This is a genomic window from Streptomyces sp. NPDC058240 (assembly GCF_042882135.1).
Lineage (GTDB): Bacteria > Actinomycetota > Actinomycetes > Streptomycetales > Streptomycetaceae > Streptomyces.
Window position 1 is genome coordinate 15,552 of sequence record NZ_JBHVWT010000020.1, and the last position, 11,841, is coordinate 27,392.

Here is an 11,841-nt window from a genome sequence, read left to right on the forward strand (position 1 = left end):
CGCCGAAATCTACTGGGCGTCCTCGATGTCCCCGAAGTGGTCCCAGCCGCCCTTGCTGGTCCACGGCGCCCCGTCGACCGTCACCTGCGGCAGCGCGGAGGGGTTGAGGACCTCGCCGATCACCCTCCAGCGGGCGGGCAGCTTCACGTCCGGCGGGAAGGTGGCGACGATCGCGTGGTCCTCGCCCCCGGTCAGCACCCACTGGAGCGGGTCGACGCCGACGGCCTGCCCGATGTCGGACATCTGCGAGGGGATGTCGATGAGTCCGGAGCGCAGATCGATCCGGACCTTGCTCGCCTCGGCGATGTGCCCGAGGTCGGCGACGAGCCCGTCGCTCACGTCCGTCATCGCGGTGGCGCCGAGCCCGGCGGCCGCGGGGCCCGCGTGGTACGGCGGTTCGGGGCGCCGGTGGGCCTCGACGAAGGCGCGGGGCGAACGGAAGCCGCGGGAGAGCACCGCGTACCCGGCGGCGGACCAGCCGAGCCAGCCGGTGACGGCGACGACGTCGCCGGGCTGGGCGCCGGAGCGGGTGACCGGCTCATGGTTGCGCAGATCACCCAGCGCGGTGATCGAGACGGTGATCGTCTCGCCGCGCACGACGTCTCCGCCGACCACGGCCGCGCCCGCGACCTGGCACTCGTCACGGATGCCGTCCATCAGCTCACCGGCCCAGGTGACCGGGAGTTCGCCGGGGACGACCAGGCCGAGCAGCAGCGCGGTGGGCACCGCGCCCATGGCGGCGATGTCGGCGAGGTTCTGGGCGGCGGCCTTGCGGCCGACGTCGTACGCCGTCGACCAGTCGCGGCGGAAGTGCCGTCCCTCCAACAGGATGTCCGTACTGGCCACGACCCTGCGGTCGGGAGCGGTCACGACCGCGGCGTCGTCGCCGGGGCCGAGCCGTACCGCCGGAGTGGTGGTGAGCCGGGAAGTGAGCTCCCTGATGAGCCCGAACTCCCCCAACTCGCCCACGGTTCCCTTCACCGAGTCTCACCTCTCATCTATCGCGCCGGACGGTCGTCCGGGCTGCTTCGGCGGCCGGGGGTCCGGACCCTGGACCGGCCGCCGCCGCCGCAGGGAGCAGTCTGCACCGCTCGTCACCGCCATGCCCGCCCCCCTTCCGGACCGCTGCGCTTGCGGTCGCGGGCCATCACTGCTGTCGGTACTGTCAAGAGATACGTCAACTTGCGTCTTGCGTACGCCACGCTGTGGGCGTCAACGGCCCACAGGTCTCCCCGCGGCACGCGGCAACGCGATACCGTGGCGTCTCTTTCTCCCCACATGATCCTCGTGGCCGCCCTGGAGGTTCCGTGGTACAGGCGTACATCCTTATTCAGACCGAGGTGGGCAAGGCGTCGACCGTCGCCGAGACCATCGCCAGAGTTCCGGGAGTGATCCAGGCAGAGGACGTCACCGGCCCCTACGACGTGATCGTGCGCGCACAGGCCGACACGGTCGATGAACTCGGCCGCATGGTGGTCGCCAAGGTCCAGCAAGTGGAAGGCATCACCCGAACCCTGACCTGCCCGGTCGTTCATCTGTAGTCCCCGTCTACGCTGGGCCGGTGACATCATTGCGCCGGCTCCGCCACCCCGTGTTCCTCGGCCCGTCCGTCGCCGCGCTGCTGCTGGCCGCGGCGGGCTGTTCCTCAACGGACGCCGCGGTATCGATCACGGTTCCCACACCGTCCCCGGAAGCCGCGGCCTACTGCCGCGCGCTGCACGAGGAGCTGCCGAGGACCGTTGCCGGTCTCGACCGCGGCGACGCCGGGCCGAAGTCCGAACTGACCGCCGAGTGGGGGGACGGGGAGATCGTACTGCGCTGCGGTGTCCCCCGGCCCGCGAAGATGGACGACCCCATGGCGAAGGGGACCGAGGCGAACGGCGTCAACTGGCTGCTGGAACAGCCCGATGACGCCGGTCCGCGTTTCACGACGACCTACCGCAAGGCGTACGTCGAGGTGACCCTCTCGACGGCGTACGCCCATGACGCGAGTCCCTTGGCCGCGTTCGGCCCGCCCGTCCGGAAGACGGTGCCCGGCCTGTAGGGCGTGCGCCCCCGATCGGGAGCGCACGCCGTGCGGCGCGGGGCCCGGCTCAGCGCAGGCCGGTCGGGCGGCTCAACGCTGCCTGGATCAGCCGGTCCACCAGCTCCTGGTAGCTCACACCGCTCTCCTGCCACATCCGCGGGTACATGGAGATCGGGGTGAAGCCCGGCAGCGTGTTGATCTCGTTGATCACGAAGGTGCCGTCCTCGGTGAGGAAGAAGTCGGCGCGGACCAGCCCCTCGCAGGACGTGGCCTCGAAGGCCTCGACCGCGAGCCGCTGGACCTCGGCCGTCTGCTCCTCGGTGAGCGGGGCGGGCAGGATCCCGGCGGCCGAGTCGATGTACTTGGCCTCGAAGTCGTAGAAGTCGTGCGAGGTCACCGGCGGGATCTCGGCGGGCACGCTGGCGCGCGGCCCGTCCTCGAACTCCAGCACCCCGCACTCGATCTCGCGGCCCCGCAGCAGCGCCTCGACCAGGAACTTGGGGTCGTGGCGGCGGGCCTCCTCGATCGCCTCGTCGAGCCCGGACAGGTCGTCGACCTTGGTGATGCCGAAGGACGAGCCTGCGCGGGCGGGCTTGATGAAGAGCGGCCAGCCGTGCTCACCGGCGAAGTCCACGATGCGCTTGCGGGCGCCGGAGGGGTCCTTGTCCCATTCGCGGGGACGCACCACGAGGTACGGGCCGACCGGCAGCCCGAAGGAGATGAAGACCCGCTTCATGTACTCCTTGTCCTGGCCGACCGCCGAGGCGAGCACCCCGGCGCCGATGTAGGGCACACCGGAGAGCTCCAGGAGCCCCTGGAGGGTGCCGTCCTCGCCGTACGGGCCGTGCAGCACGGGGAAGACGACGTCGACCTCGCCGAGCGCCTTGGGGACCGAGCCGGGCTCGCTGTACACCACTTCGCGGTTGCCGGGGTCGACGGAGAGCACCACGGCGCCCTCGGTGGACTCGGCCAGCTGGGCCACTTCCGGCATCTTCCGGTCCGTGATGGCCATGCGTTCGGGTTCGTCGGCGGTGAGCGCCCAGCGGCCGTCCGTCGTGATGCCGATCGGCAGGACGTCGTACTTTGTCCGGTCGATGGCATTCAGGACGGCGCCGGCCGTGACGACCGAGATGCCGTGTTCGGAGCTGCGGCCGCCGAACACGACGGCCACGCGCGGCTTGCGGAGCTGCTGCTCCGGGCTCTGGGGGAGGTTCTCGCTGCTCATATCGCGTTGAGCGTACCTGCTGGTACCACTCGCGTCAGCGCGGCCGGGGCCGCCGGAGCGGTGACCGGGAACGTTCACCGGTCCGGCCGCCCCCGGCCGCCGTCAGCGCCGCTCGGGCTTCGCGCTGCGCGACATCAGCTCGCCCAGCGCGACCATCGGCGGCTTGCCCTCGTGGACGATGCCGACGACCGTCTCGGTGATGGGCATGTCGACGCCGTGCCTGCGTGCCAGATCGAGCACCGACTCACAGGACTTGACGCCTTCGGCGGTCTGCTTGGTGACGGCGATGGTCTCCTGGAGCGTCATGCCGCGGCCGAGGTTGGTGCCGAAGGTGTGGTTGCGGGAGAGCGGCGAGGAGCAGGTCGCCACCAGGTCGCCCAGGCCCGCGAGTCCGGAGAAGGTCAGCGGGTCGGCGCCCATGGCCAGGCCGAGGCGGGTCGTCTCGGCGAGGCCCCGGGTGATGAGCGAACCCTTGGCGTTGTCGCCGAGGCCCATGCCGTCAGCGATGCCGACCGCCAGACCGATGACGTTCTTGACCGCGCCGCCGAGCTCGCAGCCGACCACGTCGGTGTTGGTGTACGGGCGGAAGTACGAGGTGTGGCAGGCGGCCTGGAGGCGCTGGGCCACGGACTCGTCCTGGCAGGCGACGACGGCCGCCGCGGGGCGGCGTTCGGCGATCTCCTTGGCCAGGTTGGGTCCGGTGATGACGGCGATCCGGTCCGCGGAGACCTTGGTGACGTCCTCGATGACCTCGCTCATCCGCTTCGCGGTGCCGAGTTCGACACCCTTCATCATCGAGACGAGAACGGTGTCGGAACCGAGGTGCGGGGCCCATTCGGCGAGGTTGGCGCGCAGCGTCTGCGAAGGCACCACGAGTACGGCGAAGTCGGCGCCGCGCAGCGCCTCGGCGGCGTCGGTGGTGGCCCGGACCGATGCGGGGAGCTCAATTCCCGGCAGGTAGTACGGGTTGGTACGGGTCGTATTGACGGCCTCGGCGACCTCGGCGCGACGGCCCCAGAGGGTGACCTCGCAGCCGGCGTCGGCGAGGACCACGCCGAAGGCCGTACCCCATGAGCCGGTTCCGAAGACGGCCGCCTTTGCGGGGTGCGTCACTTGGGTCCCTTTCCTTCGGCCTTGCGTCGCTGTTCCGCACGGGCCTTGCGGTGGTCGTAGGGCTGTGCGGGGGCCTGTTCGCCCCGCACGATCTCCAGCTGCGCGGTCACCGCGGCCATGATGGCCTCGGTCGCCTCGCGCAGGACGTCGGGCGTCGGGTCCTCGCCGTAGAACCTGGTGAGGTCCACGGGCGGTCCGGCCTGCACCTGAAGGGTCTTGCGGGGGAACAGCCGGAGCTTGTTCTCCTTGGCGTAGGGCGGCATCACGAGGTTGGCGCCCCACTGGGCGACGGGGATGACCGGGGCCTTCGTCATCAACGCCACGCGGGCGGCACCGGTCTTGCCGGCCATCGGCCACATGTCGGGGTCACGGGTGAGCGTGCCCTCCGGGTAGAAGGCTACGCATTCGCCGCGTTCGATGGCGTCGACGGCCGCCCGGAAGGCGTCCAGCGCATTGGTCGTCTCGCGGTACACCGGGATCTGTCCGGTGCCGCGCAGCATCATTCCGACAAAGGGGGTCTTGAACAGGCCCGCCTTGGCGAGAAGCCGCGGCACCCGTCCGGTGTTGTACTGGAAGTGACCGTAGGAAAGCGGGTCCAGATAGGAGTTGTGATTGACCGCGGTGATAAATCCACCGTCGGCCGGAATGTGTTCCATCCCCCGCCAGTCACGCTTGAACAGAACCACCAACGGCGGTTTTGCGATGACCGCCGCCAGGCGGTACCAGAAGCCGATTCTGCGGCGGGACACTCGGACACCTTCCTCTAAGGACCTGAAATCTGCCTGGCTACCGACGGTCAAGTCTCGCCCCAGGCCCCTGCTCTGTCGAGAACACCGTACGCCCCGCTTTCGGGACCGACCCTCCGGGTTCTCGCACCGGCAGGCGAGAATAGGCGGCGACGCGTATCGAGGGGGAGATCGCCACGAACACCGACCCGACCGGTCCTTGGTCCCTGGTCGTCCCGTTGAAGCCCCTGGCGCGGGCCAAGAGCAGGCTGACGCCCACGACGGGGGCCGAGCTGCGCCCCCGGCTCGCCCTCGCCTTCGCCCGGGACACCGTGGCCGCCGCCCTGTCCTGCCCCTCGGTGCTGGATGTGGTGGTAGTCACGGACGACCCGGAGGCCGGGGCGGCCCTCACGGCCATCGGGGCCCGCGTCGTCCCCGACGAGCCCGACCGCGGACTCAACGCCGCGCTGGCACATGGCGAGCGGGCTGTACGGGCCGGGCGGCCCCGGGCCGCGGTCGCCGCCCTCAACGCGGATCTGCCCGCGCTGCGCCCCGGAGAATTGGCCCGGGTGCTCGATTATTCCGCCGAATTCCCTCGCGCATTTGTGACCGATGCGGCGGGAATCGGGACAACATTTCTGTCGGCTGTGCCGGGAGTGGAATTGCGTCCGGCTTTCGGCGGTCCTTCCCGGGCCCGGCATCTGGACTCCGGCGCGGTGGAAATCGACCTGGCAGGCATCGATTCGGTCCGCCAGGACGTGGACACCGGCGACGATCTGCGGGCGGCGCTGACGCTGGGGGTCGGCGTGCACACCGCGGGACACTGGGCCGCGGGAGCCTCCCGGGCCGCCGAAGCTCCTGGCCGGGCCCGCGGCGACGAGCCCTCAACGGCCCCGGCACCGGACCGATAGGCTGCCGTCCATGCAGGCGACCTCGTACACCTACGACCCCGAGACCCGCACCGGCAGCGTGCTGCTCGACGACGGCACCCCGGTGGATTTCGACGCGCGGGCCTTCGACGCGGGCGGTCTGCGGCTGCTGCGTCCGGGGCAGCGGGTGCGGATCGAGGGCAGCGGCGAGGGTGCGGACCTGCGGATCACCCTGGTGACCCTGCAGACGTTCTGAACGGGCGCGACAGACGTTTCTGGACGGCCGCGCGCAGAGCGCCCCCACAACAGCCCGCGGGCCGGGCTCCCCGAGGGGAGCCCGGCCCGGCGCGTGTGAGTAGCCCTGCGCGGCTCGGTCTCACTTCTTCCGTGCAGTGGCCTTCTTCGCCGTGGTCTTGCGCGCCGTGGTCTTCTTCGCGGGCGCCTTCTTCGCCGTGGCCTTCTTGGCGGGCGCGGTCTTGCTGGCGGCGGCCTTCTTGGTGGCCGTCGTCTTCTTCGCCGCCGCGGTGGTCTTCTTCGCCGCCGCCGTGGTCTTCTTGGCCGCCGCGGTGGTCTTCTTCGCGGTGGTCTTCTTGGCCGCCGTGGTCTTCGCCGCGGTCACGGTCTTCTTGGCGGTGGCCTTCTTCGCCGTGGCCTTCTTGGCGGTGGCCTTCTTGGCCGCGGCCTTGGTCGTCGTACGGGTGGAAGGACCGCCCGACAGGCTGCCCTTGGGCGCCTTCTTCACGGCCACTTCGCCGCCCTTGGGGAGCTTCTTCGAGCCGCTCACCAGGTCCTTGAAGCCCTGTCCCGCACGGAAACGGGGCACCGAGGTCTTCTTGACCCGCACGCGCTCACCCGTCTGCGGGTTGCGGGCGTAACGGGCGGGGCGGTCGACCTTCTCGAACGAGCCGAAGCCGGTGACCGAGACACGGTCCCCCGCGACAACCGCACGGACGATCGCGTCGAGTACCGCGTCGACGGCCTCGGCGGCCTGCTGGCGGCCTCCGACCTTGTCGGCAATCGCTTCTACGAGCTGCGCCTTGTTCACGTCTTCCCCTTCGGAGACATTGCCAGAACGAAAGTGTTCAAGCGTTTTCGCACGTTAGGCAGATATATACCGCAAATCAAACACGAAACGGGCTAATCACCCTAGTGCCGCAACGAAGTCGACCGCTGCGCAGTTCCGCAGAGTCAGTCACCTTCGGGGAATCGGCCCTCATCGAGGTCCTTCATCAACCGGTCCAGACGCCTTGCCGCATCCGGGAGATCGTGCTTAGCCGCGGCCGTGATGACCAACAGCTTCCGGGACAGCGCCATCCTTACGCCCTCCGGGACTTGCAGTGTGCGCACTCTTGTGTGCGCTTCCTTCAATCGGTCGGCGACTTGGCCGTAAAGCTTGAGTTGGCTGTCGCGTTCCATGCACCGATTGTGCCATCTGGGGCGAGTTGTCGCCCGACGGGGTCTCAACAAGCGGCTGCGCCCCCTACCAGATGGCAGGGGGCGCAGTCCTGGAAACGCGCTGCTCAGGCGTTAATTGTACGCGGCTTGAAGGTCGGCCTTGCCACCTCATAAGTCGCGATGTCCGCTTCGTTCTGAAGGGTGAGGCTGATGTCGTCCAGCCCGTTGAGCAGTCGCCAACGGGCGTTCTCGTCGAGCTCGAAGTCGGCGGTCAGCTTCGATCCGTCGGGGGCCTCGGCGCGGACCTGGCGCGCCTCCAGGTCGACGGTGATCTCGGCCGTGGGGTCGGCCTCGGTCAGCTCCCAGAGCGCGTCGACGACCTTCTGGTCGAGCACGACGGTCAACAGCCCGTTCTTCAGCGAGTTGCCGCGGAAGATGTCGGCGAACCGGGAGGAGACGACGGCCTTGAAGCCGTAGTTCTGCAGCGCCCACACGGCGTGTTCGCGGGAGGATCCGGTGCCGAAGTCGGGACCGGCCACCAGGACCGTGGCGCCCTTGCGCTCGGGGCGGTTGAGGACGAAGTTCTCGTCCTTGCGCCAGGCCTCGAAGAGTCCGTCCTCGAAGCCGTCCCGGGTGACCTTCTTCAGCCAGTGGGCGGGGATGATCTGGTCGGTGTCGACGTTGCTGCGGCGCAGCGGGACGGCCCGGCCGGTGTGTGTGGTGAAAGCTTCCATGATTCTCAGACTCCGGCGGGCGTACGGGCGTCGGACAGGTCGGCGGGCGCGGCCAGGTGGCCCAGCACGGCGGTGGCGGCGGCGACCTGCGGGGAGACCAGGTGCGTACGGCCACCCTTGCCCTGCCGGCCCTCGAAGTTGCGGTTCGAGGTGGAGGCGGAGCGCTCGCCGGGGGCCAGCTGGTCGGGGTTCATGCCGAGGCACATCGAGCAGCCGGCGTGCCGCCATTCGGCGCCCGCGGCGGTGAAGACCTTGTCCAGGCCCTCCTCGACGGCCTGGAGGGCGACCCGGACGGAGCCCGGGACGACCAGCATCCGTACCCCGTCGGCGACTTTGCGACCGTCCAGGATCGCGGCCGCGTTGCGCAGGTCCTCGATCCGGCCGTTGGTGCAGGAGCCTACGAAGACGGTGTCCACGTTGATCTCGCGCAGCGGCTGGCCGGCGGTCAACCCCATGTACTCCAGGGCCTTTTCGGCGGCGTTGCGCTCCGAGGCGTCCTCGTACGAAGCGGGGTCGGGGACGTTGGCCGACAGGGGCGCGCCCTGGCCGGGGTTGGTGCCCCAGGTGACGAACGGGGCCAGTTCGGCCGCGTCGATGACGACCTCGGCGTCGAAGACCGCGTCGTCGTCGCTGCGCAGCGTCTTCCAGTACGCGACGGCGGCGTCCCAGTCCTCGCCCTGCGGGGCGTGGTCGCGGCCCTTCAGGTAGTCGAAGGTGGTCTCGTCCGGGGCGATCATGCCTGCCCGCGCGCCGGCCTCGATCGACATGTTGCAGACGGTCATCCGGGCTTCCATCGAGAGCTTCTCGATGGCCGGGCCGCGGTATTCCAGGATGTAGCCCTGGCCGCCGCCGGTGCCGATCCGGGCGATGATCGCGAGGATCAGGTCCTTGGCCGTGACGCCGTCGGGCAGTTCGCCGTCGATGGTGATCGCCATGGTCTTCGGGCGGGCCAGCGGCAGCGTCTGGGTGGCCAGCACGTGCTCGACCTGGCTGGTGCCGATGCCGAACGCCAGCGCGCCGAAGGCGCCGTGGGTGGACGTGTGGGAGTCGCCGCAGACCACGGTGGTGCCGGGCTGGGTCAGGCCCAGCTGCGGGCCGACCACGTGCACGACGCCCTGCTCGACGTCGCCCAGGGGGTGCAGCCGTACGCCGAACTCCGCGCAGTTCTTGCGCAGGGTCTCCAGCTGGGCGCGGGAGACCGGGTCGGCGATCGGCTTGTCGATGTCGAGGGTCGGGGTGTTGTGATCCTCGGTGGCGATGGTGAGATCGAGGCGCCGCACCCGGCGTCCGGCCTGCCGGAGGCCGTCGAAGGCCTGGGGGCTGGTCACCTCGTGCAGCAGGTGCAGATCGATGAAGAGGAGGTCGGGCTCGCCTTCGGCGCGCCGGACGACATGGTCGTCCCAGACCTTCTCCGCGAGTGTCCTACCCATCGCTTTCCCTCCGGCCGGCGTCTTCGCCGGCCCAACTAGAGATTCGGTGCGCCGCCGTCCGGACCCCCGTGCGGGGCGGTGGCTACGGGCCGTTGTGTGGCCGCCCGTACAGGTTCGCAACTTCCGCCGAATATTGAACTTGCGTTTCACAGAGTGAGACGGGAGTATCGTCGTATGGACAACTCTAGCGGCGTCGGCGTACTCGACAAGGCAGCTCTGGTATTGAGCGCCCTGGAGTCCGGTCCGGCCACCCTCGCCGGGCTGGTCGCGGCGACCGGGCTCGCACGACCCACGGCCCATCGACTGGCCGTGGCACTGGAACACCACCGCATGGTGGCGAGGGACATGCAGGGCCGTTTCATTCTCGGCCCCCGGCTGTCGGAACTCGCGGCGGCGGCGGGCGAGGACCGCCTGCTGGCCACGGCGGGCCCGGTGCTCACCCACCTCCGCGACATCACCGGCGAGAGCGCGCAGCTCTATCGCCGGCAGGGCGACATGCGGATCTGCGTGGCGGCGGCGGAGCGGCTGTCCGGTCTGCGGGACACCGTGCCGGTCGGTTCCACGCTCACCATGAAGGCCGGCTCGTCGGCCCAGATCCTGATGGCCTGGGAGGAGCCGGAGCGCCTGCACCGCGGCCTCCAGGGCGCCCGCTTCACGGCGACGGCGCTCTCGGGCGTACGGCGCAGGGGCTGGGCCCAGTCGATCGGCGAACGCGAGCCGGGTGTGGCCTCGGTCTCGGCGCCGGTGCGCGGCCCCTCGAACCGGGTGGTCGCCGCCGTCTCGGTCTCCGGACCGATCGAGCGGCTGACCAGGCACCCGGGCCGGATGCACGCCCAGGCGGTCATCGACTCGGCGGCAAGGCTCAGCGAGGCCCTGCGCCGCACCGGCTGACGTACCCGGCACGCCCCCGGCACGTCCCCGGCCGCCCCGGCGTCGTGGCGGCCCCTCTCAGAACCTCACTTCGCGGACGAGCGGTGCGCGAGACGGTCCGCCGCCCGGCGGCCCCGCCCTTCGATCGGCAGTACGCCGGTCGCCGCGGCCAGTCCGTGGACCGGCATATCGGCGTAGATCGATTCGTAACCGCCCTCGGGCACTATGTATGTCTCGTGCCACAGCCCCACGTGCCGCCGGGACTTCTTCTCCTTGCGGTTCATGATCGCCCAGGCCTCGCGGTGGAACATGTCGGGAGCGCTCGCGTACGCGTACAGCTTCTCCCTCGACTCCCAGTACTGGACGACGTAGTACGTCCGCGGCGAGCCGGACAACAGCGTGTAGCCCAGCAGGCCGCGCCCTTTGTCCCTGCCCAACTCCCGCAGCATGCGCAGCATCGCGGTGAGGACCGGCAGCCAGTGGTGCACACCCCGGAAGTGGTTGATGCGCATCCCGATGAGCAGGACGACCACCTCCCCCTCGGCCGCGGCGGTGGTCCGTCCCGGAATCAGTTTCGCGAACATGCCTGCCCTTCCCCGGTTGGAGAGTGTCGCTATCCAATGATTGGATAGTGACACTGCCCAAGAGGTGGTGCAAGGGAAGGCACGGAACATGCGACTCTCGGAATTGAGCGAGTCGAGCGGGGTCAAGACCGCGACGATCAAGTACTACCTGCGCGAGGGACTGCTGCATCCCGGCCGGCGGATCACCGCGACACAGGCCGAGTACGACGAGAGCCATGTGCGCCGGCTCCGTCTGGTGCGGGCCCTGATCCAGGTGGGCCGCCTCCCCGTGGCCACGGCGCGCGAGGTCCTCTCCCACATCGACGACGAGTCCCTGGGCCGGACGATCCGGCTCGGCGCGGCATTGTGGTCGCTCCCGCACGGCCCGGATCCGGACGAGGAGGCTCCGGAGACCGCGACCGCCCGCGAGGCCGTCGAGCGGCTCCTGGACCGGATCGGCTGGGCGACGTCGCAGGAGATCGGTTCCCTCTCCCCCGCGCATCGCTCGCTGGTGTCGTCGGTGGCCACCCTGATCCGCCTCGGCTACCCCTGCGACGCCGACTACCTGGCCGAGCAGGCCCACCTGATGCATCAAGTCGCCGTCCAGGACCTGGACATGATGGAGACGTACCCCACGGAGTCGGAGCAGGTGGAGATGGCGGTCGCGTCGGCGGTGCTCTACGAGCCGCTGCTGATGGCCCTGCGCCGGATGGCCCAGGAGGAGGAGTCGGCCCGACGCTACGGTCTCTGAACGGGCCCGTGCACCAACGGACAAGGCCCTTCACCTAGGTGAAGGGCCTTTGTCTGTCCTGCTGTTGTACCCCCGACCGGATTCGAACCGGCGCTACTGCCGTGAGAGGGCAGCGTGCTAGGCCGCTACACAACGGGGGC

At 69.9% G+C, this 11,841-nt stretch carries 15 protein-coding genes and 1 tRNA gene; 6 read left to right on the forward strand and 10 right to left on the reverse strand.

Annotated features, from left to right (window positions below):
- Positions 1–9 precede the first annotated feature (9 nt).
- A complete protein-coding gene (locus ACFVX4_RS26575; protein ID WP_389981516.1) occupies positions 10–981 on the reverse strand; it encodes a thiamine-phosphate kinase in 972 nt (323 codons plus the stop codon).
- A 326-nt stretch (positions 982–1,307) separates the two neighbouring features.
- On the opposite strand from ACFVX4_RS26575, the gene ACFVX4_RS26580 reads away from it, so the two are divergent.
- The gene (locus ACFVX4_RS26580; protein ID WP_072487263.1) at positions 1,308–1,541 is read left to right on the forward strand and encodes an Lrp/AsnC family transcriptional regulator; all 234 of its coding nucleotides are present in this window, start codon (positions 1,308–1,310) and stop codon (positions 1,539–1,541) included.
- Positions 1,542–1,561: 20 nt separating this feature from the next.
- Positions 1,562–2,044 (forward strand): DUF3515 domain-containing protein, encoded by a 483-nt coding sequence (locus tag ACFVX4_RS26585; RefSeq protein ID WP_389981518.1) that lies wholly within the window; start codon positions 1,562–1,564, stop codon positions 2,042–2,044.
- Between the two features lie 49 nt (positions 2,045–2,093).
- On the opposite strand, the gene ACFVX4_RS26590 is transcribed toward ACFVX4_RS26585, so the two are convergent.
- The 3 genes from ACFVX4_RS26590 to ACFVX4_RS26600 form a co-directional block, all read right to left on the reverse strand.
- A complete protein-coding gene (locus ACFVX4_RS26590) occupies positions 2,094–3,251 on the reverse strand; it encodes a D-alanine--D-alanine ligase family protein (protein WP_389981520.1) in 1,158 nt (385 codons plus the stop codon).
- Between the two features lie 102 nt (positions 3,252–3,353).
- A complete protein-coding gene (locus ACFVX4_RS26595; RefSeq protein ID WP_266427123.1) occupies positions 3,354–4,364 on the reverse strand; it encodes an NAD(P)H-dependent glycerol-3-phosphate dehydrogenase in 1,011 nt (336 codons plus the stop codon).
- Positions 4,361–5,113, reverse strand: coding sequence for a lysophospholipid acyltransferase family protein (locus tag ACFVX4_RS26600; protein WP_389981522.1), 753 nt, complete (start codon positions 5,111–5,113; stop codon positions 4,361–4,363). Before ACFVX4_RS26600 ends, ACFVX4_RS26595 begins: the two co-directional genes overlap by 4 nt.
- Positions 5,114–5,268: 155 nt before the next feature.
- Here ACFVX4_RS26600 and cofC point away from each other — a divergent pair, with 155 nt between their 5' ends.
- Both cofC and ACFVX4_RS26610 read left to right on the forward strand, forming a co-directional pair.
- Positions 5,269–6,000 (forward strand): 2-phospho-L-lactate guanylyltransferase, encoded by a 732-nt coding sequence (cofC, locus tag ACFVX4_RS26605; RefSeq protein WP_389981653.1) that lies wholly within the window; start codon positions 5,269–5,271, stop codon positions 5,998–6,000.
- A 10-nt stretch (positions 6,001–6,010) separates the two neighbouring features.
- On the forward strand, positions 6,011–6,214 hold the full coding sequence (locus ACFVX4_RS26610; RefSeq protein ID WP_385334182.1) for a hypothetical protein: 204 nt from the start codon (positions 6,011–6,013) through the stop codon (positions 6,212–6,214).
- A 120-nt stretch (positions 6,215–6,334) separates the two neighbouring features.
- Here the strand turns inward: ACFVX4_RS26610 and ACFVX4_RS26615 are convergent, their stop codons facing one another.
- The 4 genes from ACFVX4_RS26615 to leuC all read right to left on the reverse strand — a co-directional run bounded on the left by ACFVX4_RS26615 (position 6,335) and on the right by leuC (position 9,517).
- Positions 6,335–7,003, reverse strand: coding sequence for an HU family DNA-binding protein (locus ACFVX4_RS26615; protein WP_389981524.1), 669 nt, complete (start codon positions 7,001–7,003; stop codon positions 6,335–6,337).
- A 143-nt stretch (positions 7,004–7,146) separates the two neighbouring features.
- Positions 7,147–7,374 (reverse strand): hypothetical protein, encoded by a 228-nt coding sequence (locus ACFVX4_RS26620; protein WP_093545158.1) that lies wholly within the window; start codon positions 7,372–7,374, stop codon positions 7,147–7,149.
- 104 nt (positions 7,375–7,478) lie between these two features.
- Entirely contained in the window at positions 7,479–8,087 is a 609-nt protein-coding gene (gene leuD / locus ACFVX4_RS26625) for a 3-isopropylmalate dehydratase small subunit (protein WP_389981526.1), read from the reverse strand.
- 5 nt (positions 8,088–8,092) lie between these two features.
- The gene (leuC, locus tag ACFVX4_RS26630; protein ID WP_389981528.1) at positions 8,093–9,517 is read right to left on the reverse strand and encodes a 3-isopropylmalate dehydratase large subunit; all 1,425 of its coding nucleotides are present in this window, start codon (positions 9,515–9,517) and stop codon (positions 8,093–8,095) included.
- A 174-nt stretch (positions 9,518–9,691) separates the two neighbouring features.
- On the opposite strand from leuC, the gene ndgR reads away from it, so the two are divergent.
- On the forward strand, positions 9,692–10,408 hold the full coding sequence (gene ndgR, locus ACFVX4_RS26635) for an IclR family transcriptional regulator NdgR (RefSeq protein WP_003966003.1): 717 nt from the start codon (positions 9,692–9,694) through the stop codon (positions 10,406–10,408).
- Positions 10,409–10,473: 65 nt separating this feature from the next.
- On the opposite strand, the gene ACFVX4_RS26640 is transcribed toward ndgR, so the two are convergent.
- Positions 10,474–10,971 carry a DUF4188 domain-containing protein gene (locus tag ACFVX4_RS26640; RefSeq protein WP_389981530.1) on the reverse strand — a complete coding sequence of 166 codons (498 nt, stop codon included), beginning with the start codon at positions 10,969–10,971 and terminating at the stop codon, positions 10,474–10,476.
- 88 nt (positions 10,972–11,059) lie between these two features.
- Here ACFVX4_RS26640 and ACFVX4_RS26645 point away from each other — a divergent pair, with 88 nt between their 5' ends.
- Complete coding sequence (locus ACFVX4_RS26645; protein WP_389981532.1) at positions 11,060–11,701, forward strand: MerR family transcriptional regulator; 642 nt, start codon at positions 11,060–11,062, stop codon at positions 11,699–11,701.
- A 67-nt stretch (positions 11,702–11,768) separates the two neighbouring features.
- Here ACFVX4_RS26645 and ACFVX4_RS26650 read toward each other — a convergent pair.
- Positions 11,769–11,841, reverse strand: a tRNA-Glu gene (locus ACFVX4_RS26650).

Bases quoted from the DNA above. Each gene is read 5' to 3' on its own strand.
- ACFVX4_RS26610 (WP_385334182.1), top strand. From the start codon at position 6,011: ATGCAGGCGACCTCGTACACCTACGACCCCGAGACCCGCACCGGCAGC.
- leuC (WP_389981528.1), bottom strand. From the start codon at position 9,517: ATGGGTAGGACACTCGCGGAGAAGGTCTGGGACGACCATGTCGTCCGG.
- ndgR (WP_003966003.1), top strand. From the start codon at position 9,692: ATGGACAACTCTAGCGGCGTCGGCGTACTCGACAAGGCAGCTCTGGTA.
- leuD (WP_389981526.1), bottom strand. From the start codon at position 8,087: ATGGAAGCTTTCACCACACACACCGGCCGGGCCGTCCCGCTGCGCCGC.
- ACFVX4_RS26640 (WP_389981530.1), bottom strand. From the start codon at position 10,971: ATGTTCGCGAAACTGATTCCGGGACGGACCACCGCCGCGGCCGAGGGG.
- ACFVX4_RS26645 (WP_389981532.1), top strand. From the start codon at position 11,060: ATGCGACTCTCGGAATTGAGCGAGTCGAGCGGGGTCAAGACCGCGACG.
- ACFVX4_RS26590 (WP_389981520.1), bottom strand. From the start codon at position 3,251: ATGAGCAGCGAGAACCTCCCCCAGAGCCCGGAGCAGCAGCTCCGCAAG.
- ACFVX4_RS26620 (WP_093545158.1), bottom strand. From the start codon at position 7,374: ATGGAACGCGACAGCCAACTCAAGCTTTACGGCCAAGTCGCCGACCGA.